Annotated in this window: 24 protein-coding genes and 1 pseudogene; 19 read left to right on the top strand and 6 right to left on the bottom strand. The window is 61.3% G+C overall.

Going from position 1 to position 26,729, the window contains the following annotated elements; genetic code table 11:
- Positions 1-152: 152 nt before the first annotated feature.
- Entirely contained in the window at positions 153-1,097 is a 945-nt protein-coding gene (locus QLG12_RS03315) for an AraC family transcriptional regulator (RefSeq protein WP_282473902.1), read from the bottom strand.
- 286 nt (positions 1,098-1,383) lie between these two features.
- On the opposite strand from QLG12_RS03315, the gene QLG12_RS03310 reads away from it, so the two are divergent.
- From QLG12_RS03310 to QLG12_RS03295, 4 genes and pseudogenes are all read left to right on the top strand, one after another.
- Positions 1,384-2,148 carry an SDR family oxidoreductase gene (locus QLG12_RS03310; protein WP_282473901.1) on the top strand — a complete coding sequence of 255 codons (765 nt, stop codon included), beginning with the start codon at positions 1,384-1,386 and terminating at the stop codon, positions 2,146-2,148.
- A gap of 266 nt (positions 2,149-2,414) precedes the next feature.
- Positions 2,415-2,531, top strand: a pseudogene (locus QLG12_RS03305) (Atu4866 domain-containing protein); the annotation flags it as partial.
- Positions 2,532-2,612: 81 nt separating this feature from the next.
- Positions 2,613-3,530 carry an AraC family transcriptional regulator gene (locus QLG12_RS03300; protein ID WP_197868277.1) on the top strand — a complete coding sequence of 306 codons (918 nt, stop codon included), beginning with the start codon at positions 2,613-2,615 and terminating at the stop codon, positions 3,528-3,530.
- Positions 3,531-3,813: 283 nt separating this feature from the next.
- Complete coding sequence (locus QLG12_RS03295; protein ID WP_064381867.1) at positions 3,814-4,233, top strand: organic hydroperoxide resistance protein; 420 nt, start codon at positions 3,814-3,816, stop codon at positions 4,231-4,233.
- A gap of 123 nt (positions 4,234-4,356) precedes the next feature.
- On the opposite strand, the gene QLG12_RS03290 is transcribed toward QLG12_RS03295, so the two are convergent.
- Entirely contained in the window at positions 4,357-4,797 is a 441-nt protein-coding gene (locus QLG12_RS03290) for a hypothetical protein (RefSeq protein ID WP_282473900.1), read from the bottom strand.
- A gap of 407 nt (positions 4,798-5,204) precedes the next feature.
- Between QLG12_RS03290 and QLG12_RS03285 the strand changes: the two genes are divergently transcribed.
- Both QLG12_RS03285 and QLG12_RS03280 read left to right on the top strand, forming a co-directional pair.
- Entirely contained in the window at positions 5,205-7,379 is a 2,175-nt protein-coding gene (locus QLG12_RS03285) for a TonB-dependent siderophore receptor (RefSeq protein ID WP_197868279.1), read from the top strand.
- A gap of 333 nt (positions 7,380-7,712) precedes the next feature.
- Entirely contained in the window at positions 7,713-8,531 is an 819-nt protein-coding gene (locus QLG12_RS03280) for an alpha/beta hydrolase (RefSeq protein ID WP_197868356.1), read from the top strand.
- A 110-nt stretch (positions 8,532-8,641) separates the two neighbouring features.
- Here QLG12_RS03280 and QLG12_RS03275 read toward each other — a convergent pair whose 3' ends face one another.
- Positions 8,642-9,616 (bottom strand): LysR family transcriptional regulator, encoded by a 975-nt coding sequence (locus tag QLG12_RS03275; RefSeq protein WP_282473899.1) that lies wholly within the window; start codon positions 9,614-9,616, stop codon positions 8,642-8,644.
- Between the two features lie 441 nt (positions 9,617-10,057).
- Between QLG12_RS03275 and QLG12_RS03270 the strand changes: the two genes are divergently transcribed.
- The 5 genes from QLG12_RS03270 to QLG12_RS03250 all read left to right on the top strand — a co-directional run bounded on the left by QLG12_RS03270 (position 10,058) and on the right by QLG12_RS03250 (position 14,305).
- On the top strand, positions 10,058-10,705 hold the full coding sequence (locus tag QLG12_RS03270; RefSeq protein ID WP_282473898.1) for a response regulator transcription factor: 648 nt from the start codon (positions 10,058-10,060) through the stop codon (positions 10,703-10,705).
- A 346-nt stretch (positions 10,706-11,051) separates the two neighbouring features.
- A complete protein-coding gene (locus tag QLG12_RS03265) occupies positions 11,052-12,506 on the top strand; it encodes an ATP-binding protein (protein WP_282473897.1) in 1,455 nt (484 codons plus the stop codon).
- Between the two features lie 116 nt (positions 12,507-12,622).
- Complete coding sequence (locus tag QLG12_RS03260) at positions 12,623-13,264, top strand: AraC family transcriptional regulator (protein ID WP_349016966.1); 642 nt, start codon at positions 12,623-12,625, stop codon at positions 13,262-13,264.
- Positions 13,265-13,279: 15 nt separating this feature from the next.
- Positions 13,280-13,804 (top strand): hypothetical protein, encoded by a 525-nt coding sequence (locus QLG12_RS03255; RefSeq protein WP_282473896.1) that lies wholly within the window; start codon positions 13,280-13,282, stop codon positions 13,802-13,804.
- 126 nt (positions 13,805-13,930) lie between these two features.
- Entirely contained in the window at positions 13,931-14,305 is a 375-nt protein-coding gene (locus QLG12_RS03250; RefSeq protein ID WP_011333877.1) for a response regulator, read from the top strand.
- A 145-nt stretch (positions 14,306-14,450) separates the two neighbouring features.
- On the opposite strand, the gene QLG12_RS03245 is transcribed toward QLG12_RS03250, so the two are convergent.
- Positions 14,451-15,410: an MBL fold metallo-hydrolase gene (locus tag QLG12_RS03245; protein ID WP_197868286.1), complete on the bottom strand. Its 960-nt coding sequence runs from the start codon at positions 15,408-15,410 to the stop codon at positions 14,451-14,453.
- A 275-nt stretch (positions 15,411-15,685) separates the two neighbouring features.
- On the opposite strand from QLG12_RS03245, the gene QLG12_RS03240 reads away from it, so the two are divergent.
- The 4 genes from QLG12_RS03240 (at position 15,686) to QLG12_RS03225 (ending at position 18,882) form a co-directional block, all read left to right on the top strand.
- Positions 15,686-16,705, top strand: coding sequence for a helix-turn-helix domain-containing protein (locus tag QLG12_RS03240; protein ID WP_282473895.1), 1,020 nt, complete (start codon positions 15,686-15,688; stop codon positions 16,703-16,705).
- Between the two features lie 148 nt (positions 16,706-16,853).
- A complete protein-coding gene (locus QLG12_RS03235) occupies positions 16,854-17,228 on the top strand; it encodes a response regulator (protein ID WP_041475244.1) in 375 nt (124 codons plus the stop codon).
- A gap of 223 nt (positions 17,229-17,451) precedes the next feature.
- Positions 17,452-18,654 carry an NAD(P)/FAD-dependent oxidoreductase gene (locus tag QLG12_RS03230; RefSeq protein WP_282473894.1) on the top strand — a complete coding sequence of 401 codons (1,203 nt, stop codon included), beginning with the start codon at positions 17,452-17,454 and terminating at the stop codon, positions 18,652-18,654.
- A gap of 78 nt (positions 18,655-18,732) precedes the next feature.
- On the top strand, positions 18,733-18,882 hold the full coding sequence (locus QLG12_RS03225) for a hypothetical protein (protein ID WP_197868289.1): 150 nt from the start codon (positions 18,733-18,735) through the stop codon (positions 18,880-18,882).
- 40 nt (positions 18,883-18,922) lie between these two features.
- Here QLG12_RS03225 and QLG12_RS03220 read toward each other — a convergent pair whose 3' ends face one another.
- Positions 18,923-19,840, bottom strand: a complete 918-nt coding sequence (locus tag QLG12_RS03220; protein ID WP_282473893.1) for a LysR family transcriptional regulator — start codon at positions 19,838-19,840, stop codon at positions 18,923-18,925.
- A 100-nt stretch (positions 19,841-19,940) separates the two neighbouring features.
- Positions 19,941-21,137, bottom strand: a complete 1,197-nt coding sequence (locus QLG12_RS03215; RefSeq protein ID WP_197868291.1) for an MFS transporter — start codon at positions 21,135-21,137, stop codon at positions 19,941-19,943.
- Positions 21,138-21,446: 309 nt separating this feature from the next.
- Between QLG12_RS03215 and QLG12_RS03210 the strand changes: the two genes are divergently transcribed.
- From QLG12_RS03210 to QLG12_RS03195, 4 genes are all read left to right on the top strand, one after another.
- Positions 21,447-22,706, top strand: a complete 1,260-nt coding sequence (locus QLG12_RS03210) for a c-type cytochrome (RefSeq protein WP_282473892.1) — start codon at positions 21,447-21,449, stop codon at positions 22,704-22,706.
- On the top strand, positions 22,703-23,176 hold the full coding sequence (locus QLG12_RS03205) for a (2Fe-2S)-binding protein (RefSeq protein WP_282473891.1): 474 nt from the start codon (positions 22,703-22,705) through the stop codon (positions 23,174-23,176). Before QLG12_RS03210 ends, QLG12_RS03205 begins: the two co-directional genes overlap by 4 nt.
- On the top strand, positions 23,173-25,410 hold the full coding sequence (locus QLG12_RS03200; protein ID WP_282473890.1) for a molybdopterin cofactor-binding domain-containing protein: 2,238 nt from the start codon (positions 23,173-23,175) through the stop codon (positions 25,408-25,410). The genes QLG12_RS03205 and QLG12_RS03200 overlap by 4 nt, the downstream gene beginning before the upstream one ends.
- Before the next feature lie 147 nt (positions 25,411-25,557).
- On the top strand, positions 25,558-26,673 hold the full coding sequence (locus tag QLG12_RS03195) for an alkene reductase (protein WP_282473889.1): 1,116 nt from the start codon (positions 25,558-25,560) through the stop codon (positions 26,671-26,673).
- The last annotated feature ends 56 nt before the right edge of the window (positions 26,674-26,729 follow it).

The following is a 26,729-nucleotide window of genomic DNA, read 5'->3' as shown; positions in this document are numbered from 1 at the left end:
GTTCAGCACCGACCGCTGAAGACGCGGTCGTTGCTGCGGGGTACGTCGAAAAGATTAAGGGCACGGGCCTCGTCGGCGCGTGCCGAAACCTGCGCCACTTTTGCCTATTCGTGTCTGTGTGCATCGCCCGCAAATTTGTAATGAGGCTGCGCTCACGCCCCACGGAACTCGCTGGGCGTTACGCCCACTTCGCGACGAAAGACCTGCGAGAAATGACTTGGGCTTGAGTAGCCGACCTCCAGCCCGATGTCGATAACGCCAAGACGGGTCTCCAGCAACAGGTGCCGCGCGCGAGCCATGCGCAAGCGAATGAAGTACTGCGACGGCGAAAGCCCCGTCGCCCGCTTGAACAGGCGGCTGAAGTGGTACTCGCTCAGCTCGGCAAGGCTGGCCAGTCTGGACAGGCTGAATTCATCGCTCAGATGTGCGCTCATGGCGTCGGTGACTTTGCGCAGTTTGTAGGCTTGCAAGGCATTGACCCGACGCCCTGGCTGGCTTTCTGCGAGATAACTGCGCACCAGATGCACGGCCAGCGCCTGCGCCAGCGAGCGGGCGAAAAGCGCGCTGGGCGAGCGCTCCAGAAGCAGCTCGGTGCGCAATTGCTCCATGACAAACGCGACGCGCTCGTCCCGTGACCCTGAAACATCGCGCAAACGCACAGACCCGGCGTGCTGACCCGACAGCTCTCGAGACGCTTGCTCGATCAGCGGCAGCCCGAGATAAAGATGCATGACTTCGAAGGTATCGCCTCCGTGCGTCTGCCAACGCATTTCATACGGCTCATCGGAGCTGGTAAGGAAAAAATCGCCGGCACTGACTTGCGCAGCTTCCCACTCGCCACCCAATGCGCGCTCCTCCACCCTCGCCGCCCCGGCCAGAACCAGAACGAGCAACGGCTCCACCACCGCAGGCACGAGAATGGGTTCGGTAACGCTGCGATGGGTGAACAGCTGAATCACAACATCCGTGATTTCCGGGCGCGAAGGTAACGCCTGGGGTTCGCCAGGCAGGAACTCACCCATCGACTCGCCGGTGATGCGCAAGTCTCGAGAAGATGTCGACATCGGTTCCTGGGAGGTGCGCCCGGTATTTGCCATGAACTCGTCCTTTTCAGATTCGGCTGTGCCAAGACAGACAGGTCTCGGATGCTTGCCCGCACGCCGTGTCACGGTGACCGGCTCGATGATATCGGGGTTTTTCCGCGGGTTGAATCGCGCACCGAACCTCCCTCACTGACATTCAGCGCAAAACCCCGACAGCGTGGGCAATCTCACGAAAGCCGACCTCACTGCGCTGCGAGACAGTAGGCCCGTCGCCGATGACAGCGCCTCGCCGGCGCCAACACGGCTTATCCCTACTCGATCAAAAACGCTGGAGAACATCATGACTGACTTCAAGAACAGCACCCCAAACGAAGTGGCCGGTAAAGTCGCGCTGGTCACTGGCGCGGCCAGTGGCATCGGCAAGGCCATCGCACTGCTGCTGCACGCCCGCGGTGCCCAGGTCATTGCTGAAGATGTAAACCCTGAGGTGGAAGCACTGGCCCGCCCTGGCCTGGTCCCCCTGGTGGCCGACATCACTCAGGACGGCGCAGCCGAACGCGCGGTCGCCCTGGCCGTCGAGCAATTCGGTCGGCTGGACATTCTGGTCAACAACGCCGGCATCATCATCAACAAACTGGTCATCGACATGACCCGCGAAGACTGGGAACGCATTCAGGCGGTCAACGCCACGGCGGCCTTTTTGCATAGCCGGGAGGCGGTCAAAGCGATGATGCCCAACAAGTCCGGATCGATCGTCAACATCGCGTCCTACGCTTCCTATTTCGCCTTCCCCACCATTGCCGCCTACACCGCTTCCAAAGGCGCGCTGGCCCAACTGACGCGCACCCTGGCGCTTGAGGTCATTGGCCACGGCATCCGCGTCAATGCTGTCGGTGTCGGCGATGTGGTGACCAACATCCTCAACAATGTGGTCGACGACGGCCCTGCCTTTCTCGCCCAACATGGCGAAGCGGCACCGATCGGCCGCGCCGCCCAACCGGAAGAAATCGCCGAAGTGGTCGCCTTCATCGCCTCGGATCGGGCCAGTTTCATGGTCGGTTCGGTGGTCATGGCCGACGGCGGCATGACGGTCACGGCCGGCTGAGCCGCAGCACAAATGCGCCGCAGGACACGCCCGACCAACCCGAGAGGATCAGGCAAATCTGCGGCAGTTTCGTCCTAACACCGCTGCGCTCGGCTACGTAATCTGAAAGCACGCAACGGATGCACACACAGGCCACGGCAGGCCGCTCAGATGAACAACGTCAATGAGGACTGAACAATGAAAAACGCAAAACGGCTTTCCCTTTCACTGGTGATCGGCGCGATGGTGGCCTGTGCGATCAACCTTTCCTCGACCAGCCTGTACCTGGCCGCTGACTGGTCGGTGATTACATCCAGTACAGGGACGACACCGGCTTCACCGCTGATGGCCACTTTCATGACGACGTGCTGTATCACGCCGGAATGATCCTCCATCGACAATGAGTACTTTGATGATGTCGGGTGAATATCGTCTGCCCGCGCAGTTCCGGGCAGACGCTGATGAACACTTGTGAGAGCCTTGAAATGGAACAAAGCGATGCTTTCATCCTGCAGAACACGGCCATCTACCGTGACGAACTGGTTCGCCTGCTGACTCAACGCTTTACCACACCCGGGATCTATGAGACCGCCATAGCTCCCGTGCATGTGATTCGTTTCGATGCACCTTCGGAGCTGATCCATACCGTGCACAAACCGGCACTTTGCCTGATCGTGCAAGGACAAAAGGAAATCAGCCTGGGTGACGATCATTACCTCTACGATCCGCTCAGTTACCTGGTGGTCTCGGTGACACTCCCGGTTGCCGGCCGCGTGCTGAAGGCCAGTCCGCAAGCGCCTTACCTGTGTATCCGGTTCGATTTCGAGGCCACGGAAATTGCCCAGGTCATCGCCGACGCGCCGCCGGCGGGCGTACCGGACGAGCCGGAACTGGGCCTTTTCCTTGAAAGGGTCGATGTGCCCCTGCTGGAAACCATGCTTCGACTGGTCCGACTGCTGGACACCCCGAAAGACATCGGCATGCTGGCACCTCTGGCCTTGCGGGAGCTGTATTACCGCCTGCTACGCGGCATGCACGGCCGTCGTCTGTATGAGCTTGCCCTCGGCGACTCGCAAACACGTCGGGTTACGCGGGCAATCGATTGGTTGAACAACCACTACACCCAACCCTTGCGCATCGAAGAACTCGCCCGGGTCGCCAATTTGGGCAACTCCACATTGCATCATCGCTTCAAGGCAGTGACCGCCATGAGTCCGCTGCAATATCAGAAACAACTGCGCCTGCAGGAAGCCCGCCGGCTGTTGCTCGGCGAAGGGCTGGATGTGGCGAGCGCCTGTTATCGAGTGGGCTACGAAAGCCCGTCGCAATTCAGCCGGGAATATAGTCGCCAGTTTGGCTGCCCACCGTCCAAAGATGCCAGCCGTACGCGTCGCACGGGGTAAACCCCGCACGCTGACGCAGACGCGGGGAACGTTATCCGCCAGGATCGAGAAAGAGGCAGGCAGACCCAAGCCTGCCCCATTACGCAATGCACAGCGATGGCTTTAAGCGGTCAATGCGTATCGCCTGACGTGATAAGCGACAGGAACCAGTGGCCTGGCTCAGGCTACAGAGCGATACAAAAACGCCGCCGCACGACACATCCCGGGTACATGCCAATGCAAAAGTGTGGGCCATCGGAACCTTCGCTGTCCGACTTAACCCATCACTCAGGCAGGTATTTCCATGATCAATCAAATCGACACCGTGCTGTACACCGGCAAGACCCGCACCACCGGCGGGCGCGATGGCGCATCGCGCAGTTCGGACGGCAACCTGGACATCAAACTTTCGCCACCCGGTTCGAATGGCAGCGGCACCAATCCGGAACAGCTGTTGGCAGCCGGCTGGTCGGCCTGCTTCATCGGCGCCATGGGCAAGGCAGCTGCGGCACAGAAGATCAGGCTTCCAGCGGATGTGGCGGTCGAAACCGAAATCGATCTGGGCAAGACCGGTGATGCGTTCTTCCTTCAGGCACGCTTGAGTGTCAGCCTGCCGGGGCTGGAGCCTTCGGTTGCCCAGGCGCTGGTCGACGCGGCGCATCAGACCTGTCCTTACTCAAAAGCCACTCGCGGCAACATCGACGTCACCCTGCGGCTGATCTGAATCAACCCTGTTTGATCCTGCAAACCGCCCGATGAACGGCTTAGGGCGGTTTTTTTTTACAGGGTTGAGCGATGCCGTTCCTCCGGTTCAAACAACCAGAGGTGCGAACGGTCATTGAACGATTTACGCGAACGGTGTCTCGTGCTCGCTTTCGTGAACGTAAATCCACGAAATACCCGACGGTGAATCCGGGTCGAGACGCATCAGCGCCGAGTCGACTTTCTTCTTGGTGATCCCGTTCTTGACCCGGTCGAAAACCGTGAGGAAGAAGTCACCGGGAAGCGGCGTGATCGAGAGATTGATGATGTGCGACTCGGGACTTCCGGCACGTTTGCCGTGCAGCCCCCAAAGGCGTTCCCAGTAGTTCTCGCGGTCCATGATCTGACCGTCCGTGAGTACCACCCGGAAATCGTTCGCCAGGGCATCATACAAAGGCTTTATCGCGTCTTCCGACTGGGAAGCCACACCGCGCGACCACGGGAAAAAGAGGTTGTACCATCGGTACACCTCGGCTTTGACGAGTGCGGTTTTATCGGTTGTTTCGGTGACTCGGCTGATTGCCATCTGCGTTCTCCTTAACGAGCTCAAAGGCGCGGGTTCTCCGTTACGCACCGCCTGGGCGTTGCTCCGCGCCTCATTCAAGATCCATCCTGAAATCAACGTCACGGGGTCAGTTCGAATTCGCTTCAATGACTTCAGAATTTCTCCTGTCATTTGACTGACCCGGTCACAAAAGTAGACGCCGACCTGTTGGTTTGCGTTGGAAACTGACAAGCGGCTTTTCGGCTGTCTGAGCGCCAAGGGCCGTGCTTGAGCGGTTACCTTAACGACACAGACCCAGCTCCCTCTCCCGTTGCGCGATTTCACATTTCTTTCACGAATCGCTTTGTCGCTGTAAAAAACCCTGACACAATTATTGGAAATGATTCTCAACAGCTCTTTGTTTGCTATTTAAAAATCAGGAAGCCTCCATGTCGCGCCCCACCTCGCCACATCGTTTCAACCCGTCACGCAACCTCCTGTCCATGGCCATCTGCATGGCCGTCATGACCCCGGCGCTGGCCGATGAAACCCGCGAGGTGCAGGACACTGCCCCGCCCGCCACCCTCGAACTCGGCGCGACTGCAATCACATCCACCCAACTGGGCAGCATCACCGAAGGCTCCGATTCCTACACCACCGGCACCATGGCCACCGCCACCAAGCTGCCTTTGACCCTGCGCGAAACGCCGCAAGCCGTCACCGTCATCACCCGCCAGCGCATGGACGATCAGGCGATGACCAGCATCAATGACGTGGTCAACGCCACGCCGGGGCTGTTCCTCGACTACTCCAACGGCCCCGGCCGACAGTCCTACAAGGCCCGCGGTTTCGACATCGATAACCTGATGTACGACGGCATTCCGAGCGGCTACAACGGCGTGAACGTCGGATCCCAGCCGAATCTGGCAATGTTCGATCGGGTTGAAGTTGTTCGGGGCGCGACCGGTCTGGTCACCGGTGCCGGCAACCCTTCGGCGGCGATCAATCTGGTGCGCAAACGGCCATTGGCCGAGCAGCGCGTCACCCTGACCGGCGCCGCCGGGACCTGGGACAACTATCGCGGCGAGCTCGATGCTTCCAGCCCGCTCAACGACAGCGGCACCCTGCGCGGCCGGGTCGTCACGTCCTACCGCGACACCAATAGCTTCATCGATGACGTGGACGAGCAACACAACCTGTTCTACGCCGTCACCGAAGCCGACCTGAACGATGACACCACGCTGACGTTGGGTTTCTCGCACCAGAAAGACAGGACAAACTACTTCTGGGGCTCGTCGATGATCGGCCTCGACGGCCATCACCTCGACCTCCCGCGCTCGTACAACCCCGGCACTTCCTGGGAAGACAAGGATCAGGAAATCAACACGGTCTTCGCCGAGATCCGTCAGCAACTGGCCAACGACTGGAAGCTGCAGGTCAACGCCAACTATTCCGAACAGAACGCGCTGTTCTCCGGCTCGTACCAGTCGCGCTGGGTCAACGACACCCTGGCCCGTACGGTTTACCAATCCAAGGCCGATGAAAACCAGGCCGGTCTCGACGCGTTCTTCAGCGGCCCGTTCGAAGCCTTCGGGCGTAGCCATGAACTGGTGGTCGGTGCCAGCAAACGCATCTACGACCTGAACACCCACAACTACTCGCCGTACGACACCAACTGGCCGATCAACGCCGGCAAGCCGGACTTCGTCCACACCAACAACACACGTGAAGTCACCACTCAGGACGGCGTATACCTGACCACCCGCCTGAGCCTGGCCGACCCGTTGAAGCTGATCCTCGGTGGACGTCTGGACTGGTACGACTACGACAACCGCGATGGCGACGGCGATTACAAAGTCACCCGCAACGTCACCCGCTATGCCGGCCTGATCTACGAGCTGGACGACCATCATTCGGTGTACGCCAGCTACAGCGACATCTTCACCCCGCAGAGCAACAAGGGCACCTCCGGCAGTCCGGTCAAGCCGATCGTGGGCAAGAACTACGAGGTCGGCATCAAGGGCGAATACCTGGGTGGCGCGCTGAATGCCAGCCTCGCCGTGTTCCGTGTCGATCAGGAAAACCGCGCGGTGCAGGTGTTCGTACCAAACTGCCCGCAGGCTTCCTGCTATGAAGCCTCCGGCGAGATCCGCAGCCAGGGTATCGACTTCGAACTGCAAGGCGCGCTCACCGACAACTGGCAGATCGGCGGCGGCTACACCTACGCCCGTACGCACACCATCAAGGACGAGGCGAACCCGCAGAACGTGAACAAGCAGTTCGACACCGACACACCGGAACACCTGTTCAAGCTCACCACCCGCTACAACTTCCAGGGCCCGCTGGAAAAACTGCGCGTGGGCGGCAACATCTCCTGGCAGAGCCGCATGTACAACGACATCGAACTGCTCGACGGCGGCAACTACCGCCTCAAACAAGGCGCGTACGCCGTGACCGACCTGATGGCCGGCTACCGGGTGAATGAGAACCTCGACCTGCAGCTCAACGCCAACAACATCTTCGATCGCAAGTACTACTCCACCATCGCCAACTCCGTCAGCTACGGCGGCGACAGCTATGGTGCACCGCGCAACATGATGCTGACGGCCAAGTACACCTTCTGACTTGTCCAGGCGCAGGGACGCGCCACCCCGCCAACATGCCCTACATACCAAAGCGTTAATTTCAAAAACCCATGTCTGGTGGTCAGTCGTACCCCTTTGCCCAAAGATTGCCTTCGGTCAGGGCTGCAGCCTTGCGCCGCCTGTGCAACTTCTTTAACTCAATGGGTGTTCAAAATGACTGACGAGAAAAACGGAACCACCCGTCGTGGCTTGATCACGACGGGCGCCATGGCCGCAACCCTGGCAGTGGCATTGCCGGCGCTGGCGACGCAGCAGACACCGGCATCCGCGTCAGGGGGCAGCGCCGGCGCCGGCAACGGCAGCGGTTCGGGAATGTTCACCGTCAAGGATGGCACGCAGATTTTCTACAAGGACTGGGGCCACGGCCAGCCGATCGTTTTCCACCACGGCTGGCCCCTTTCGAGTGATGACTGGGACACGCAAATGCTGTTCTTCCTCAACAAGGGCTTTCGCGTCATCGCCCATGATCGACGTGGCCATGGTCGCTCCTCGCAAACGGCCATGGGCAACGCAATGGACACCTACGCCGCCGACGTTGCCGAGTTGATGGCGCACCTGAACATCAGCAACGCCGTGCACATCGGTCACTCCACCGGCGGCGGTGAAGTCGCACGCTACGTGGCGCGGCATGGTCGCGGCCGGGTGGCCAAGGCCGTGCTGATCGGCGCCGTGCCGCCCATCATGCTGCGCACCGCAAAAAATCCTGGCGGCCTGCCGATGGAGGTATTTGACGGGTTGCGCAAGGCACTCGCGCAGAATCGCAGCCAGTTTTATCGAGACTTCCCGAGTGGCCCGTTTTACGGCTTCAATCGCCCTGGCGCGACAGTGTCTGAGGCGATCGTCGAAAACTGGTGGCGTCAGGGCATGAACGGCGGGATCAAGGCGCAGTACGACTGCATCAGCGCGTTCTCCGAAACCGACTTCACCGATGACCTGAAAAACATCGATGTGCCGACCCTGGTGCTGCACGGTGAAGATGACCAGATCGTGCCGATCACCAATTCGGCTCACCTCTCAATCAAATTGCTCAAGCACGGTACGCTGAAAACCTACCCCGGCCAGCCCCATGGCATGTGCACCACAAATGGCGACACCATCAACGCGGACCTTCTGGCGTTTATCAATGCATGAGGTTCCAGGGCCGCGCCCTCACGACAAGCCACGTAGGGCCCCCTGAAAAGAAAAGCTCCGATCGAGTCGGAGCTTTTTTATTGGGCGAATCACACAGCCGTTGCAGTTATCTACCGGACCATCATCAACGTCTGATCGACGGGCAACGCCGGGCGCAGCTTGGGCACAACCTGCAACTCAATCGGCGTGCCAAAAAATGCCTGGCAACGCGAACGCAGCCAACGCTGGCCGGAATCGTTGTGCGCAGCGGCACGCCAGACCATGGAAAGCTCCCGCGATGGCAGCAACAGGGGGGCCGGCTCAGCCCTGATGCCATTCACCGAGGCCATGGCCCTGGCCACGTAATCCGGAACGATGACCAGCATATCGCTCTGCGCCAACAACCTTGGCAAGGCACTGAACTGCGGCACTGCCAGCACTACTTTGCGCCGACGTCCGAGCAGGTCCAGCGCGTGATCGGTGTCATCCCTGGCCTTGCCCATGGACGACACGATGGCATGCGGGCGCTCGCAGAACTCATCGAGCGCCAGCAGGCCCGGGCGGTTATCCGAGCGCAGGAGCATTGGCCGGATCGACCGTAGACTCTTGCGTCGAGCGTTGGCTGGCAGATCGAGCGTAGGGCTGATGCCCAGAGAAATCTCGCCATTGAACAGCCGCTGCGACATCTGCTGCTGATCGACGCGCAGCACCACCAAGGCAATATTCGGCGCCTCGCTACGAAGCTGGCGCAGCAGTCGCGGGAGCAACGCGTATTCGACATCGTCGGACAGGCCGACCTGAAAGGTCACCTCGCTGGTAGCTGGGTCGAAGGGCTGGCAACGGCTCAACGCCGCGACAACGCCATCCAGCGCCGGCGTCAGGTTGGCGAAAATTTCCTCGGCCCGCCTTGTCGGCTCCATCACCCTCCCCGCACGAACGAACAACGGATCGTCAAAAAGCACACGCAAACGCCCCAACGCGGCACTGATGGTCGGTTGACCGAGAAACAGCTTCTCGCCGACCCGGCTGACGTTGCGCTCATGCATCAGCGTCTCGAAGACCACCAGCAGATTGATGTCGACACGACGGAGTTCATTTCTGTTCATGAAGTTCACCACCCGGCACGCGGCCATTGAAATCGACGGAGAGCTGATAAAGGTTAAGGGCACGCCTGCCGGACGTCTGTGGTACTTGGGGACAGCGAGATCATGCGTTAGGTGAGTGTTTTGATACTTGTGTATGAACCGTTTGAAACCGATCGCTGCATCGGGCCGCGCAAAGACCGGTGCAATGGCCGTTTTTTCGGGTTTTTTGTCCTAGCTGACGGCGTGCTGCGCCACTACGATGCTTAACCGTTTATCTACTCACGCCCACACCTGCGCAACGTGTCTCACGGCGCTATCGCCAGCGGGACCGTGTCTCTGGTCGGGCATCAACCCGCACGAGCAAACACCGGCCGCCGGGCCGAGGGATTCGCACATTCTTGATGGGTCCTCACCGATACCACGACGAGCCCCACAACGTCACAACCTTTTGGGAAAAGAGCAATGAACAACAATCCCATCAGCAACAACCCCGGCGAGCCGGTGGTATTCATCGTCGACGACGATGCCGCGTTGCGCGAATCCCTCGGCAGCCTGTTGCGCTCCATTGGTCTGCGGGTGGAGCTATTCGGATCGGTCGCCGAGTTCATGACGTATCAACGTCCGGACACGCTGAGTTGCCTGGTACTCGACGTGCGCCTGCAAGGCAGCAGCGGGCTGGATTTCCAGAATGAACTGACCACCGCCGGAATCAATGTGCCGATCGTGTTCATCACCGGACACGGCGATATCGCCATGACCGTGCGCGCGATGAAAGCCGGCGCGGTGGACTTCCTGACCAAACCGTTTCGCGAGCAGGACCTGATCGATGCCGTCTGCGCCGCACACTCGCGGGACAAGCAGCGTCGCGAGTCAGGGCGGCATGCCGATGAGCTGCGCGCCCGTCATGGGACGTTGACACCCCGAGAGCAGACGGTCATGGCTCTGGCGGCCTCAGGCTTGATGAACAAGCAGATCGCCGGGGAAATCGGCCTCAGTGAAATCACTGTAAAGATCCACCGGGGCCAGGCCATGCGCAAGATGGGCGCGCGCTCATTTGCGGACCTGGTGCGCATGGCCGAAGTCATCGCGGCGCTGCCTTCACATCGGTGACCGAATGAAACGATACGGTATGGCTCAAGCCGCCGTGGCCGGCCGGCACAATCAACACTCAAGTTCCGAACAACTAACACTTGGGTATATCCGGTTCATACGCACTCATACTGCAAATGACCCAATGCAGCAGTGCCAGCGTAGAAGTCTTCGAATAAGATCTTTATTCAAATAATCATTACTCAATACAACGATTGGTGAATGACAGACAGTCGCCAACAACCGTCATGCCTGAAAAACAACTTCAGACTTTTTAACCTCTTCATTAATACGCCTTTCATAGCGTTTGCCTGCTTCATCGAAAGAACACGACCTGCCGTCCGATAGCAAAAATCTGGAAGAATAAATGTCTATCATCAAACGTCGCGCACAACTTCTTTGTTCAGACGCCTTCGCCTGGCTTGGCGCCATAGCGGTCGGCAGCATGATCTATATCACCAACGCGTACCTCGATCTGGACGTTGCGCCGACGTTGTTCTACATCACGCTGGTATTCATGTCAGCGAACATCTTCCCGGTACCGGTATTTCTTGCCGTAGCGTTGGGTTGCCTCACGCTGCTGACGGCCGACTTCCTGGTCGATGAAGGTTATCGCGATCACCGCAGCATCGCCGGATTCGTCAGGTGCCTGATCGCGCTGACGACCATTTCCCTGCTCGCGTTGCGCAGCAAACGCGCCACTGAAACGCTGCGGCGCAAGGAAGCGTTCTTTCTGGGCGCACAGAAACTTACCCACACCGGCAGTATCGGTTTCATCATCGATAAAAAAGTCAGCGTGTCATGGTCGCAAGAGTCGTCGCGTATTTTCGAGTATTCGCCGGACGTCCCCCCGACACTTGCGCTGGTCAAGTCACGCACTCATCCCGACGACCTGCCGGTTATCGATCAGGTGCTGGAGCAGTTTGCGCGCCGGCAGGAGCTGGTCGAAGTCGAGCATCGGCTGCTCATGCCGGATGGTCGGATCAAGCACGTGCAGATGATCGCCAGCCCGTTGCCCAGACATCGCGGGCGCACGCAATACGCCGGGGCGCTGATGGACGTCACCGCCAGCAAACAGTCGGAAGAGGCGTTGTTTCACTCGCAAGCCACCCTCGCCCACGTCACGCGCCTGACTTCCATGGGCGAACTGGCGGCCTCCATCGCCCACGAAATCAATCAGCCGCTGGCAGCGGTCATCACCAGCGGTGAGTCCTGCAAACGCTGGATCAACCGGCCAGAACCCAACCTGGAAGAAGCCCGCCGTTCGCTGGACCGGATCATTCAAAACTCGGTCAGGGTCTCCGATGTCATCGCCTGTATTCGGGCGTTGTCGCGACACAGCGAGGTGCAGCGCAATGTCGAAGTGTTCGACGACATCGTCAGTGACTCGCTGACGCTGATGCAACATGACATCAGCTTCCATGAGGTTCGCCCGCACGCCCGACTGGGCACTCATGGTGCGCGGATCAAAGGTGACCGGGTACAACTGCAGCAAGTCATCATCAATCTGATCATCAACGCCTGCCAGGCCATGGCCAATGTGCTTGACCGCGCCCGGACGCTGCGGATCACCACCTCGATCCTGCACAACGAGGCCGTGCTTGAAATCGCCGACTCCGGCGTTGGCATTGCCGAGGACATCCTGCCTTCGCTGTTCGATCCATTCTTCACCACCAAGCCCACCGGCCTGGGAATGGGCCTCTCGATTTGCCGTTCGATCATTGAATTCCACGGCGGCCGCATCTGGGTCAACAGCACCGAAGGCGTCGGCACGCAGTTTGTGTTTGCGATTCCATTGGCTGCGCTCGAACACGATCAATGACAACCATCCACCCCTGATGTCGCCCGGTGGCGATACGGAGACCCGCATTGTCTATCCAACGTACAAACCCCGGCGCAGAACCCGAAACCCCGGTACACGAACGAACCGTCGTTTTCGTGGCATACCCGCAAATGGGCCTGCTGGATCTGACCGGTGCGCAGACCGTTTTCTGGGCGGCGACGTGCGGACTGGCGCAACTCGGTTTGCCCGGTTATGCCTTGCACACCGCGAGCCTGCAAGGCGGGCCGGTGCGGACCGGCGAAGGCCTGGTGGTTCAAACCCGGCGGCTGGATGAGCTCAGCGACGAGCCGATCAATACGTTGATCGTTCCGGGCTCGGCGTCCATCAGCCAGGCGTTGCGAGACAACGCGCCGCTGGTCGATTGGTTGCGCGCCACGTCAGCCACGGCCAACCGTACGACGTCGGTGTGCAGCGGTGCTTTCTTCCTGGCTCAGGCCGGACTGCTCGATGGACTGCGCGTGGCGACACACTGGTTGATGGCTGACATGTTCGAGCGTCTGTTCCCCAGGGTCGAGCTGGATCGCGAGGCCATCTTCGTCCACCAGGCATCGGTGTGGACCTGCGCCGGCGTCAGCGCCGGGATCGATCTGGCGCTGGCACTGGTCGAAGCCGATCACGGTCGCGAGCTGGCCATGCAGGTCGCCCGGCGCATGGTGGTGTACTACCGACGCCCGGACAACCAGAAACAGTGGAGTCCGCTGCTGCAATCACAACATTCAATCGCGCACGAGCGCTAGCCGGAGACGGTGGTCATGAACGCACCGCACAAACTGTATTTGGTCAGTCACCCGCCCTGCTTCACCCGCTATGGCACGCACACATCGTTGTCCACCGCTGAGCGCGTGGAGATCATCGACGCATTGACGCAGACCCTGAGCGCGACGCTGAGCATTCTGGCGCGGCTCAAGCACAGCCAGCAGACACTGCACGCTGTCAGCTTTCTACCGGTGCAGACGCTGTTTCGCAGACTGTTGAACGCCAATACCCGTTACGCCGACTTTCTCGTCACCGGCATCACCGACCTGGGCGGCCATGCCCAGCGCGACGCGCTCTACCACCTCAATGAGGCTCCCGAACCTTTATGCTTTGCCGACTGCCTTAAAGGCATTGACCGCGCCCTGAGCCGACTGCGGGCCGCCGATGCCTTGTTCCGCGACTGTCGCGCCAGCGCAATTGCCAACAACGACTGCGCCAGCCGACAACTCTTTGAAGCCTGCACTCGACATAACAGTTACTTTCTTTCGTTAATCAACAACCATTTATTTGCTGAACATTGATTAACTTTCGCAACTAACAAAAAAACCAACCAAACATACCCACGTATACTATTCCACAATTTTTGAAAGCGTATCTTGCAAGTATGGCGGGCGCGACAGACACCCGCAAAGAACGCAAGGTTTCCCATGTTCCACTCAGCTATTGTTTCAGTTGTCGATGATGACGAACTTGTTCTGGTTTCAATGGACAGTTTGTTGCGGTCTTGCGGTTATACGGTCAAGACATTCAACAGCGCTTTTGCATTTCTTGAATCGAGCGCGCCAGAGCAGACCGGGTGCCTGATCTCGGACATTCAGATGCCCGGCATGTGCGGGGTCGAAATGTACGAGGCGCTGGCGGCCAGGAAGATCCATATTCCGACGATTTTCATCACTGGCAAACCGGGCCTGCCCCCCGAGTTCAGTGCGCGGGTGAAGACGCCGGAAGGTTATTTCTCCAAACCGTTCCATACCGGGGCCTTGCTGGCCTGCATCGAACAGGCGCTGATGCGCCGCCGTTGAGCGGCCCTGACGAACAACTGGATGCAGAGCCGCCGCTGCCCGACCGACAAACCTCAAAGCAAAAAAAGGCCCCGCAAGTTCATCACTTGCGGGGCCTGATTTTTTATCGAGCCCGGCCGAATGCAGTCGGGCCGCCGACAGCCGATCAGTAATCCCAGAACGCTGCAATCCAGCGGAACGCATCGCCATCGACCGCCACGCGGCCCACCGACGGGAACGGCAGGTGAGTGGCGACAAACCACTCGCCGCTCGCCGCCGCCTCACGCATCAGGCGCACGCGGACACGCACTGACTCTTCAGGATCATGCTCGAAACCGTTGTGCCATTCCGGATGCTCGAAGGCCACCGGAAACAAGGCGTCGCCGGCAAAGGTCAGGCGTTCGCCGCCCGAGTTGACGTAGACAATGCTGTGCCCCGGCGTATGCCCGCCGGTGAGTTTCACCACCACCCCCGGCGCCACTTCATATTCATCCTCGAAGGTGCGCACCTGGCGGCGGTAATCGTTGATGAACTGATTGGCCGTCGCGCGCAGAACGTCAGGCACCGGCGCCGGCATGACGGTCTGGGTGAAGTCCGGCGTCTCCCAGAACTCGACCTCTTTTGCCGAGACGTGAATGCGCACGTCCGCGCGTAACCGGCTCTTCACCTCGTCGACCAGAAGACCGCCGACATGGTCCATGTGCATGTGCGTGATCACAATGTCAGTCACGCTGGCCAGATCAATGCCCGCCGCTTCCAGGCGTTTCGGCAACTGGCCGGCCCGAGGGAAGCCGGGAAACTGCCCGCCCAGCCCGGCGTCGACCAGAATTATCTGCTCGCCGCTGCGCACCACCAGCACGTTGAGTGCCCAGTCAAACGCATCAGGCCCCAGGAACATGTCCTTGAACCAGGCGGCGCGAGCCTGCGGGTCGGCATTTGTGGACATGGTCGAGGTCGGCAGCGGCAGCACGCCGTCGCTGATCACCACCACGTCGATGTCGCCGACCTGCAGCGCGTAGCGCGATGGCACCAGCTCCTGCGCCGGAGCGAATGGCTGGCGGGTGACGGACGTCTGCCGGTCATCGGTTGCGTTGGTTTGATTGGAGTGATTCAGATACGTTGACATGGTCGCTTTCCTCTTGGCTGAGTCAAAATTTCCCGGACGAATGCCCTTGCTGGCGCAAGCGCTGAAGGGCGTGCCTTGAAATCGAGTGTGCATCGCGACCACGACGTCCAACACCATACGCGGGTATAGGGCTTGAACCACATCGACCGAGTAACGCCGCTTTTGAGGTGGCTGTGGCCCATACCAATGTATATTCGCGCTCCTGCCCGCAAACACCGAAACTACGGCGCACCGGATCGCCGAAAAGCGGGCGATCATCAGGTCCCTGAGCAGTCATGAACTCTATTTTTCACCAACCCGACCCTCTCACCTGCTTGCTCGCGCAACCGCGCACTCTGGTGTTCCTGGCGTATCCGCAGATGGGCTTGCTGGACCTGACCGGCGCACAAACCGTGTTCTGGGCCGCGTCCAAGGCCATGGCCGAACGCGGCTTGCCTGGCTACGCGTTGCACACCGCAAGCCTGGACGGCGGATTGATCGCCACCGCCGAAGGGCTGTCGGTCAACACCTTGGCCCTGCACACTTTTGACGAGACAACCATCGATACGCTGATCGTGCCCGGTGCGCCGAATATCCGTCAGGCCATGCTCGACAATGTTGCGTTGGTCGACTGGCTGCGCGCGGCATCGGCCAAGGCCAGACGCACCGCCTCGGTGTGCAGCGGCACCTTTCTGCTGGCCCAGGCCGGGCTGCTGGAAGGCTTGCGCGCAACCACCCACTGGGGCATGTGCGAGATGCTCAAGGGTGGTTTTCCGAGTGTCGATGTCGACCTTGATGCGATCTACATCCAGCAAGGCAACGTCTGGACTTCCGCCGGGGTTACCACCGGGATCGACATGGCGCTGGCGCTGGTCGAGGCCGATTGCGGCCGCGCCGTAGCGTTGAAGGTGGCGCGGGAGCTGGTGGTTTTTCTCAAACGCCCTGGCGGTCAGGCGCAGTTCAGCCAGTTGCTGCAAGCGCAGATCGACGACAGAGGCTGCTTCGAAGAATTGCACCTGTGGATCAGCGAAAACCTCGGCGACCCACAATTGAGCGTCGAATCGCTGGCCCGACAGGCGCAGATGAGCCCGCGCAATTTCGCGCGGGTCTACAAACGCAAGATCGGCCGCACGCCGGCCAAGGCACTCGAGCTGTTTCGCCTGGAAGCGGCGCGACGAATGCTCGAAGACTCTCAGCGCAACATCGACCAGATCGCGCAGTTGTGCGGGTTTGGCGACGAAGAGCGCATGCGCGACACCTTCTACCGTCACCTTTCGGTCTCGCCCCGGGAATACCGCAGCCGGTTCTCGCGCTGACGCCACACAGCGCAATGGCGCCGGGCTCGCAGACGCTCAAATACTGTCGCTATACACACGTATAAGTACGTGGCCGGACCGAGCGGCGTATCGTGCGGCAATGGCGGGCGTCCTCGACGGGCTACCCGAGATCAGCCCTGGTAAAGCAATGTCCCACACCGCTGTTGTATCGGTTGTCGATGATGATGAGTCCGTGCGCATGGCGCTGGACAGCCTGTTGCGCTCTCACGGCTACACCGTGCAGTTGTACCCGAACGCGGAGGCTTTTCTGGCGATGAAGGCGCCGCCCCGCCCCGGCTGCATCATCTCGGACATCCAGATGCCCGGTCTGTCCGGCATAGAGATGTATGATGAGCTGTGCGCCCGAGGCGTGCGCATCCCGATCATTTTCATCACGGGTTACCAGGGGCGTCCGCCACGGGTCAACGCCGCATTCCCCGAGCCCCTCGCCTATTTCCCTAAACCCTTCCCGTGCGGCGAACTCATCACCTGCATCGAAAGCGCATTCAATCGCGCCGTTTGACGGCCCTCTTCCCATACCTGTGTATACCCCACCCCATACCTAAGCATGTCGGCACTGACCCTATGTAGAAGTGTCTCGCCGCACCTTCCCGGATAGCATCTTCCCCAGCGAATCGAACCGGCTCTGCGGTTGTTCACAACCACCTGCTTCGTGCAGTGCGGCAGACGCTCACGCATGAACGGACAAACCGTTCAACGACCAGAATTTCCACAGGAGTCATCCGATGAAACAGCACATTTTAGTTATAGGCGCAGGGTTTGGTGGAGTCTGGAGCGCCCTGAGCGCCTCACGTCTGCTGGACCAGCATGATCGTAACGACGTGCAGATCACCGTCCTCGCGCCCCAGGCAGAACTGCGCATCCGCCCCCGTTTTTACGAGCCGGATGTCCACAACATGAAGGCGCCGCTGGGTGAACTATTCGATGCCGTGGGCGTGAAATTTGTCAAAGGCATCGCCGACAGCATCGACACCGCCGGCAAGCAAGTGACCTACAGCGATGCCTTCGGCACACAAGGCACGCTGAACTATGACCGACTGGTATTGGCAGCTGGCAGCCGCGTAATCCGGCCACCGCTCAAGGGCATGATCGAACACGCCTTCGATGTCGATCAGATCGAAGAAGCCGCGCGCCTCGAAGCCCATATCAAGTCGTTGAAGGACCAGCCGTCGAGTGCTGCGCGTAATACCGTGGTGGTCGCCGGTGGTGGTTTTACCGGAATCGAAACCGCCACCGAAATGCCGGCGCGCCTGCGTGCCGCACTGGGTGACGATGCGCCGATCAGGGTCATCGTGGTGGATCGTTCGCCGCAAATCGCCGCGACGCTGGGTGACGGGATTCGCCCCTCCATTGTGGAAGCGTCCCGAGAGCTGGGCATTGAATGGGTAGTCGACGCCTCGGTCGCCTCGGTGGATGCCGGCGGCGTGACGTTGGCTGACGGCAAACGTATCGAGTCCAACACCGTCATCTGGACCGTTGGCTTCCGCGCCAGCCCGCTCACTGAGCAGATTCCGGGCAGCCGCGACCCACAAGGTCGCCTGCACGTCGACGGTCACCTGAAAGTGCTGGGGCACGTGGATGTCTTCGCTGCCGGCGACGTCGCTTATGCCGCTACGGATGACCTCGGAAACTACGCCGCGATGTCCTGCCAGCATGCGATCAGCCTGGGCCGTTATGCCGGCAACAATGCGGCCGCTGACCTGATCGGTGTCGCACCGGTCAACTACCGCCAGCCCAAGTACGTGACCTGCCTTGACCTCGGTGCCTGGGGCGCGGTGTTCACCGAGGGCTGGGACCGTCAATTGAAACTGGTCGGGCGAGAGGCCAAAGACCTCAAGACCCAGATCAACACCGTGTGGATCTACCCGCCGGCCGCCGATCGTGCAACCGCACTGGCCGCGGCCGACCCATTGATTCCGGTGGCCTGATCACCCGACGGTTCACACTTCCCTATCGCTGCGCATTCCCAGGCGCCCGCCACGGTTTTTTTGGCGGGCGCTTTTTTTATGCAGAACTCACAAAGCGTCGGCCAACAAAACACACTGGACGAGAGCGCCGCACGGCTGATCGGCCTCGATCCACAATTGAACGCCATGGCTCAACAATGCACTTACCGACCCGCACATGACTGTCGCGAAACCGTGCTGCCGCGCTGAAGAACAAGCCACCGGCAGCACAGCGGCAATAAACGGCACTCTAGCGTTGACGCGATGGCTCCGCAGCCAGAATATCTTCCAGAAAGTCGATGAACACATTGATTCGACTGGAGCCCCGGTGATTGGGCAGATACAACGCATTGATGCAGCAGCTCGCATTGCCGGGGTTGACTTCATACCCCGCCAGCAGTCGCATCAACCGACCCGCCTCGACATCGGCGCGCACCAGCCAGTCGGCCAGCAGGGCCACCCCGCGCCCCGCCACCGCCGCTTCGCGCAGGATGTCGGCGTTGTTGCTTTGCAGGCGGCCATGGACATTGAGCTGGATGGTTTCCTCGTCGCCCTGGAACGTCCAGTGCTGGTGCGCAGCGCCGTAGTCGAAGCGCAGGCAGTGATGCTCGAGCAAGTCCCGTGGATGCGTCGGCACAGCGTGATGGCTCAGGTAATCCGGACTCGCCAACACCCAGCGCTGGAAGCCGCCCACGCGCTTGCTGACGATATCGTCACTGACCACCGACGATCCCAGGCGCACCGAGACATCGATCTGCTCGCTCAGCAGATCGCTGACCTGATCGCTCAACGACACACTGATTTCAAGCCCCGGATGGCGGTCGAGCAATACACCCAGTTGCGGTGCAATGATCTGTCGGCCGAATTCCACCGGCACGCTGATGCGCAGGCGTCCCTGCGCCTCGCTGCCACGGTCGGCGACCACCGCGTCGGCCTCGTCGATGGCATCGAGAATGGCCACCGCTTTCTCGAAATAGGTTTGTCCGGCGACTGTCACGCTGGTGTTGCGTGTGGTGCGGTTGAGCAGGCTGGCGCCCAACTCGTGTTCCAGTCCCGCCACCTGGCGCGTCACCGAAGATGTGGAGATGCCGAGTTTGCGCGCCGCCGAGGAATAACCACCGCAACGGACGGTTTCAACGAACATCTTCAGTGCCAGCAACTTGTCCATAAGTGGAGCCCGATCGAAAGGAAACGGTGATGATTGTGCATCACCGTTCGCCAATCGTCTTGTAGGACCGTGCTTCATCGAACTCAGCGGTGCCTGAGGTTCAGGCATCGGCCTTGCGACTCAGGAACAGCGCCAGTGCCAGCGCCGGCAGCAACGCCACGGTCACGGCGGACAGGTTCCAGCCAAAATGCTCGTAGAGCGGACTGGCGACCAACGATCCCAGGGCGCCGCCAATGAAGATGCTGGTCATGTACACGGCATTCAGGCGGGCCCGGCTGTGCGGATCGATGGCGTACACCTCGCGCTGGCCCAGCACCATGTTCAGTTGCACGGCAAAGTCCAGCAGCACCGCGCACACCACCAGCCAGACATAGCCGCTGCCCGGCAGCGCGGCGATCAGCAAGGAGGCTGGCGCCAGCAACAGTGCCACGAGCGTCCCGCGCCGACCGTGCCCGGCATCGGCCAAGCGCCCGGCAATCGGCGCTGCGACCGCGCCGACAGCGCCGACCAGGGCAAAAATCGCCACCTGTGCCTGACTGAAACCGTGGTGCCGCATCAGCTCGATCGGTGCGAGGGTCCAGAACAGGCTGAAACTGGCGAACAGCAAGCCCTGATACAGCGAACGCTGACGCAGAACCGCGTGCCGACGGGCCAGCGCAAACACCGAGCCGATCAGCGCCACATACGTCGCCTGATGGGTCGGGACGCGGCGCGGCAAGGCAATCGTCGTGATCAAGGCGATGACGGCCATCAGTGCCGCCGCGCTGAAAAACACCCCGCGCCAGCCGAACACTTCCACCAGCAGACTCGACAGTGGTCGCGACAGCAGAATGCCCAGCAACAGGCCACTCATGATGTTGCCCACCACCCGCCCACGGGTTGCCTCGGGCGCCAGATGCGCGGCCAACGGCACCAGAATCTGCACCGCCACCGAAGTCAGGCCGATCAGCAATGACAGGACCAGGAACATCGACGGCGAGTGCGTCAGACCGGCGCACAACAGGGTCACGCTCGCCGCCAGGGTAAAGCCCACCACCAGCCGGCGGTTTTCCATCAGGTCGGCCAGCGGCACCAGCAACAGCAGGCCCAGCGCATAACCGAACTGCGTGAGGGAAACGATCAGGCTGGCATTGGCGCTGGACAGGCCGATCTGCGGCGCGATCAGTTCGACGATCGGCTGAGCGTAATAAAGGTTGGCAACGACCGCGCCGCAGCAGAATGCCAGGAACGCGACCATCAGGCCGGAAAGAGAAGCGGATGGTTCGGCCTTGGCCGCCGCCGGATTGCCCGTAAGCATGATGACACCTCAATGAGTTTGGAAAAGTGACGCCAAGGCTAAGGGCTGCTTCGGCCTTCGAGTATCCATCCCAAAGGCAATTGAGTGATGCGCCAAATGCAACGACCCCCGGCGTTGCACTTGGCGCAACGTGCTATTGCGCGGTCTGGCAATACTCGGACGGATGCACCTTCTCTACCCTTGGGCACCTGGCGCAGGGCTTTACATCGGCGCCCTTCCCCGGTCGTTCAAGGAGTTGTCGAAGATGCCAAATCCGTCCCTCACGCCCACCGCGTGCCTCTTGGGCAACCGCTCATGAACGGCCATTTCATGAGATCCAGAGCGCTGTGGATCAGCGCAGCAGCACTCGCGTCGATCGGGGCAATCGCGGCCCTGGCGCTGATGTGGCGTCCGGCAATTGCACCCATTGAGCGCCCGCTGACCTTCGACTCCGTGCAACTGCAACGCGGCGCGCGCGTTGTCGAGGCTGGCGACTGTGCGGTGTGTCACACGCGACCCGGTGGCCAATACCTGGCCGGTGGACTGCCGCTGGTGACGCCGTTCGGCACCCTCTACAGCACCAACATCACACCGGATCCACAGACCGGCATCGGCCAATGGTCGTTGCCGGCCTTCGAGCGGGCCATGCGTGAAGGGATCTCCCGCGACGGCCACTTCCTGTACCCGGCCTTCCCTTACGTTCATTACCGGCGCATGAACCAAGACGACATTGCCGACGCCTATGCGTACCTGATGAGCGGCCCGGCGGTGGACTCGCCGCCACAACAGAACCGCATGAACTTCCCGATGAACATCCGTCCACTGGTGTCGTTCTGGAACCTGCTGTTCCTGCATGGGAAGCCGCTGACGCCGGTGGCGCAGCAATCGCAGGCGTGGAATCGCGGACGTTACCTGGTCGAGGGGCCCGGTCACTGCGCGGGCTGTCATTCGCCGTTGAACCTGATCGGTGCCGAGAAATCCGGCGAAAACCTGGCCGGCGGCAGCGTGGATGGCTGGGACGCGCCGTCACTGCTGGGCATGGCGCACCGGGCAAACCCGTGGAGCAGCGAACAATTGGTGAGTTACCTGCGGGCCGAAGTGGTCGACGGACACGGCACGGCGGCGGGCCCGATGCGCCCGGTCAGTCTTGGTCTGGCGCGCTTGCCCGCAGAAGATGCACAGGCGATTGCCGAGTACCTGCTGAGTCTGCCGGCGAAAATCGCGATCAACGAGATCCCGAGCGCCAGCGCTGAACCTGCGGATCGATCCTCTGGCGCGCAGCTGTTCGCCAGTGCCTGCGCCGGCTGCCATGCCCAAGGCGCGCCGATGCGTGAAATCGACGGGCGTCCGTCATTGGATCAGACGTCAGCGCTGCAAGCCTCAAGCCCGCGCAACTTCGTGAAAACCATACTCGAAGGCATACCGGCAGAGTCCGGCCAGCCGGGGCCGGTGATGCCCTCGTTCGCCGCCAGTCTCGACAATGCCCAACTCAATGCCCTGGCCGTATACCTGCGCCATCAGGCCAGACCCGACCAACCCTGGACCGACCTTCCTGCCACCCTCCAAACGCTGCGTCAGGAGACGAAATGACTCAGATCACCCTCAACGTCAACGGATCCACCCAGGCTCTCGAGCTGGAACCCGACATGCCGCTGCTCTATGCGCTGCGCAATCACCTGGGCCTGAACGGCGCCAAGTACGGCTGTGGTCTGGGCCAATGCGGTGCCTGCACCGTCATCGTCGATGACCAACCGGTGTTTTCCTGCCTGACACCCTGCGCCGGCCTCGAAGGTAAAAAGGTGCGGACGGTCGAGAGCCTGGGAACCGCCGAACACCCCGGCGCCCTGCAGCAAGCGTTCATCGACAGGCAGGCCGCTCAATGCGGTTACTGCATCGCCGGCATGTTGATGCGTGCGCAGTCTCTGCTGGAAAGCAATCCGCAGCCCGACGAACAGACCATTCGCGAACACATGTCCGTGAACCTGTGCCGCTGCGGCACGCACTTGCGCATCATCGAGGCGATCAACCTTGTCGCCCGGCAAAACGGGAGCGCGCTATGACGACGATCAATGAGGTCGATCACAGTCGCCGTGCGTTCCTGCGTGGGGGAGCCCTGCTGGTGGCGTTCGCGCTGGTACCGGTCTCGCGCCGCGCCCTGGCCGACACCGAAGTCGATACTTTGGGCACTGTCGTGCTGGCACCGGACCTGCCCGGCAGCCTGCGCACCAATCCCTGGCTCGATGCCTGGATCCGCGTCGGCCCTGACGGCATCACCGTCTACACCGGCAAGGTGGAACTGGGCACCGGGGTCAAAACCGCGTTGCTGCAAATTGCCGCTGAACGCCTGGAGGTCGCCCCGACCGCGATCAACCTGCTCACCGCCGACACCGCACTGACGCCGAACGAAGGCTACACCGCTGGCAGCCACACGATTTTCGACAGCGGCACCGCGCTGTTCAACGCGGCGGCACAAGTGCGCGAGATGCTGCTGGAAGCGGCCGGGCGCAGCTGGAACGTTGCGCCGGCACTGTTGACGACACGGGACGGCATCATTCTCGGCCCGACCGGGCAACGCATGTCCTACGCCGACGCCGTGCAGCAGGTCGATCTGCACCGCTACGCAAAATCCGCATCGCCCTCGATGCCACCGGCGTCATTCAAGCTCATCGGCCATTCGCTGCCACGCCTGGACATTCCGGGCAAAGTCAGCGGGGGCGCCGCGTTCGTGCAGGACATTCGCCTGCCGGACATGCTGCACGCCCGGGTCATCCGCCCGCCGCGTCCCGGCTGCACGCTGGACGCCATCGATATTGAATCGATCAAGGCCCTGTCCGGGGTGGTGCAGGTGATTCGCGACGGCAATTATCTGGCCGTGGTGGCGCGGGACGAATGGCAAGCGATCAAAGCCATGCGCCACGGATACGCATCGGCGCGCTGGAGCGGCGGACAGGCGATTCCCGAATCGCGCGACATCCACACCTTGCTCGAACGTCTGCCTTCACGGCGTTATCCGATCAGCCATGAAGGCACGCCGCAAGGCAAGACCGACAACCAATACCGCGCCCGGGTGACCAAGCAATACCTGATGCATGGCTCGATCGGCCCTTCCTGCGCCGTAGCCTGGTTCAAGGACGGCACCCTCACCGTCTGGACCCACACCCAGGGCGTGTATCCGCTACGTGCCGGGATCGCCGAAATGCTGCGGCTGCCGCCCGAGCGTGTGCGCTGCATCCACACCGAAGGTTCCGGCTGCTATGGCCACAACGGCGCAGACGATGCCGCGGCCGACGCAGCGTTGATTGCCATGCGCGTACCGGGCACGCCGGTGCGGGTGCAATGGATGCGCGAGCAGGAAAACCTTTGGGAGCCGTACAGCTCGGCGATGGTCACCGAGGTGCAAGCCAACCTTGACGCACAGGGTCGGCTGCAGGACTGGAACTACGAGCTGTGGACCACGCCGCACAACGAACGCATCGTCAACGCCGGGCGCTTGCTGCCCGCACGCCTGCTGGCCCGGCCGTTCGCCTCCGCACCGTCGGTGCCGATCGCTCAGCCCGAAGGCGACGGCGATCGCAACGCGGTGCCGCTGTACACCGTGGCCTCTTCGCGGATCGACATGAACTTCGTCACCGAAATGCCGTTCCGCACCTCGGCCATGCGCTCGCTGGGCGCCCACATCAACGTCTTCGCCATCGAAGCCTGCATCGACGAGCTGGCCGCCAAGGCCGCAGTCGATCCGGTTGCCCTGCGTCTGGCGCACCTGACCGATCCTCGGGCGCGGGCGGTGGTGGAACGGGTGCGCGATGCAATCGACTGGCCGCACAAAAGCAGCGACCCCGGCGCAGGCCTTGGCTTCGCCTTCGCGCGTTACAAAAACATCATGGGTTACTGCGCCATTGCCGTGCGTTTGCGGGTGCATCCGCAGACCGGCGAAGTGCAGATCGATCACGTCGTCACCGCAGTGGACGTGGGCCAGATCGTCAGTCCCGACGGCCTGCGCAACCAGGTCGAGGGCGGGATCGTGCAGTCCACCAGCTGGACGCTGTATGAAAAGGTCGCCTATGACGCCGGCGGGATCCGCAGCTACGACTGGAGCGGCTACCCGATCCTGCGTTTCTCGCAAGTACCCAAAAAGGTCGACGTTCACCTGCTCGACCAGCCGGGGCAACCGTTTCTTGGTGCCGCCGAAATCGTCCAGGGTCCCATGGCGGCTGCCATCGGCAACGCCGTAGCGAACGCCACCGGACGACGCTGGCTGAACCTGCCCCTGACCCGCTCGCAGCAGCCTTCCTGAACCGCGCCACGTTGCATTTCACGCAATGCAGCGTGGCGTCGCGTGTGGATTATCAAGCGCCGGACAGCCGCTTAACGTAGGGCCATCCGGTGCCGGCCCCAACGCCCGACACCGTCCACCGACCTTTTCGAAGACTGGAGAACCCACATGACACAACAACTGTTCCGCCCGATTGCCCTCGGCCCCTACACACTTCCTCACCGGGTGGCGATGGCGCCGTTGACCCGCTCCCGTGCCGGGCAACCGGGCGACATCCCGACGTCCATGAACGCCGAGTACTACCGCCAGCGGGCGAGCGCCGCGCTGATCATCACCGAGGCCACGCAGATTTCCCGTCAGGGTCAGGGTTATGCGTGGACGCCCGGCATCTACAACGATGAACAGGTGCAAGCCTGGCGCGAAGTCAGCCGCCAGGTACACGAGGCCGGCGGCTTGATCTTCATGCAGCTCTGGCATGTGGGCCGCGTATCGCACCCAAGCTTTCAACCGGACAACGCACTGCCGGTGGCGCCGAGCGCATTGCCTGTACCGGGCAAGACTTTCATCGTCGATGCCGAGGGCAACGGTGTCTGGGGCGACGTGCCAGTGCCGCGCGCACTGCAAACGTCGGAGATCGCCGACATCATCAGCGACTACCGCCGCGCCGCACGCAATGCGCTGAAAGCCGGGATGGATGGCGTGGAAATTCATGCCGGCAACGGCTATCTGCTGGACCAGTTCATCAACAGCAACAGCAACCAGCGCACTGACGGTTATGGCGGCACCCCGGAAAATCGTGCGCGCCTGTTACTCGAAGTGGTGGCGGCCGTGGTCGACGAAGTCGGTGCCGACCGTGTCGGCGTGCGCCTGACACCCATGGGCCGTTTCATGGGCATGGGCGATGAATCGCCGGAGGCCACATTCGGCTACATCGTGCGCTCGTTGAACCGCTGGAAGCTGGCCTACCTGCACCTGGTCGAGCCGGCCGTGGTCGGCACCGTCAAGGACGAAAATTTCGACCCGCGCTGGGACGCGATCATCGCTCAGTTGCGTGATGCGTGGGGTGGCGTGCTGATGATCGCCGGCGGCTACGACCCCGAGTCGGCGGAACGAGCGCTGGCCGACGGTCGCGCCGACATCATCGCGTTCGGCCGACCGTTTCTGGCCAACCCCGATCTGCCGCGACGAATCCGCGAAGGCCTGACGCTCAACGCACCGGACCCGAGCACATTCTTTGGCGGCGATCAGCGTGGCTATACCGACTACCCGGTGTACGCCCACTGATACGCTGAACAGCGGACGCAAAAAGGCCTGCCACACCGGCAGGCCTTCTTCGTTTT

Source organism: Pseudomonas sp. V88_4, assembly GCF_029967985.1.
GTDB lineage: Bacteria > Pseudomonadota > Gammaproteobacteria > Pseudomonadales > Pseudomonadaceae > Aquipseudomonas > Aquipseudomonas glycinae.
The sequence above is the reverse complement of the archived record's forward strand: the minus strand, read 5'-3'. Positions and strand labels throughout refer to the sequence as shown.

Excerpts from the sequence above, each read along its gene's own strand:
- QLG12_RS03315 (WP_282473902.1), bottom strand. The coding sequence starts at position 1,097 with ATGGCAAATACCGGGCGCACCTCCCAGGAACCGATGTCGACATCTTCT.
- QLG12_RS03310 (WP_282473901.1), top strand. The coding sequence starts at position 1,384 with ATGACTGACTTCAAGAACAGCACCCCAAACGAAGTGGCCGGTAAAGTC.
- QLG12_RS03300 (WP_197868277.1), top strand. The coding sequence starts at position 2,613 with ATGGAACAAAGCGATGCTTTCATCCTGCAGAACACGGCCATCTACCGT.
- QLG12_RS03295 (WP_064381867.1), top strand. The coding sequence starts at position 3,814 with ATGATCAATCAAATCGACACCGTGCTGTACACCGGCAAGACCCGCACC.
- QLG12_RS03290 (WP_282473900.1), bottom strand. The coding sequence starts at position 4,797 with ATGGCAATCAGCCGAGTCACCGAAACAACCGATAAAACCGCACTCGTC.
- QLG12_RS03285 (WP_197868279.1), top strand. The coding sequence starts at position 5,205 with ATGTCGCGCCCCACCTCGCCACATCGTTTCAACCCGTCACGCAACCTC.
- QLG12_RS03280 (WP_197868356.1), top strand. The coding sequence starts at position 7,713 with ATGTTCACCGTCAAGGATGGCACGCAGATTTTCTACAAGGACTGGGGC.
- QLG12_RS03275 (WP_282473899.1), bottom strand. The coding sequence starts at position 9,616 with ATGAACAGAAATGAACTCCGTCGTGTCGACATCAATCTGCTGGTGGTC.
- QLG12_RS03270 (WP_282473898.1), top strand. The coding sequence starts at position 10,058 with ATGAACAACAATCCCATCAGCAACAACCCCGGCGAGCCGGTGGTATTC.
- QLG12_RS03265 (WP_282473897.1), top strand. The coding sequence starts at position 11,052 with ATGTCTATCATCAAACGTCGCGCACAACTTCTTTGTTCAGACGCCTTC.
- QLG12_RS03255 (WP_282473896.1), top strand. The coding sequence starts at position 13,280 with ATGAACGCACCGCACAAACTGTATTTGGTCAGTCACCCGCCCTGCTTC.
- QLG12_RS03250 (WP_011333877.1), top strand. The coding sequence starts at position 13,931 with ATGTTCCACTCAGCTATTGTTTCAGTTGTCGATGATGACGAACTTGTT.
- QLG12_RS03245 (WP_197868286.1), bottom strand. The coding sequence starts at position 15,410 with ATGTCAACGTATCTGAATCACTCCAATCAAACCAACGCAACCGATGAC.
- QLG12_RS03240 (WP_282473895.1), top strand. The coding sequence starts at position 15,686 with ATGAACTCTATTTTTCACCAACCCGACCCTCTCACCTGCTTGCTCGCG.
- QLG12_RS03235 (WP_041475244.1), top strand. The coding sequence starts at position 16,854 with ATGTCCCACACCGCTGTTGTATCGGTTGTCGATGATGATGAGTCCGTG.
- QLG12_RS03230 (WP_282473894.1), top strand. The coding sequence starts at position 17,452 with ATGAAACAGCACATTTTAGTTATAGGCGCAGGGTTTGGTGGAGTCTGG.
- QLG12_RS03225 (WP_197868289.1), top strand. The coding sequence starts at position 18,733 with ATGCAGAACTCACAAAGCGTCGGCCAACAAAACACACTGGACGAGAGC.
- QLG12_RS03220 (WP_282473893.1), bottom strand. The coding sequence starts at position 19,840 with ATGGACAAGTTGCTGGCACTGAAGATGTTCGTTGAAACCGTCCGTTGC.
- QLG12_RS03215 (WP_197868291.1), bottom strand. The coding sequence starts at position 21,137 with ATGCTTACGGGCAATCCGGCGGCGGCCAAGGCCGAACCATCCGCTTCT.
- QLG12_RS03210 (WP_282473892.1), top strand. The coding sequence starts at position 21,447 with ATGAGATCCAGAGCGCTGTGGATCAGCGCAGCAGCACTCGCGTCGATC.
- QLG12_RS03205 (WP_282473891.1), top strand. The coding sequence starts at position 22,703 with ATGACTCAGATCACCCTCAACGTCAACGGATCCACCCAGGCTCTCGAG.
- QLG12_RS03200 (WP_282473890.1), top strand. The coding sequence starts at position 23,173 with ATGACGACGATCAATGAGGTCGATCACAGTCGCCGTGCGTTCCTGCGT.
- QLG12_RS03195 (WP_282473889.1), top strand. The coding sequence starts at position 25,558 with ATGACACAACAACTGTTCCGCCCGATTGCCCTCGGCCCCTACACACTT.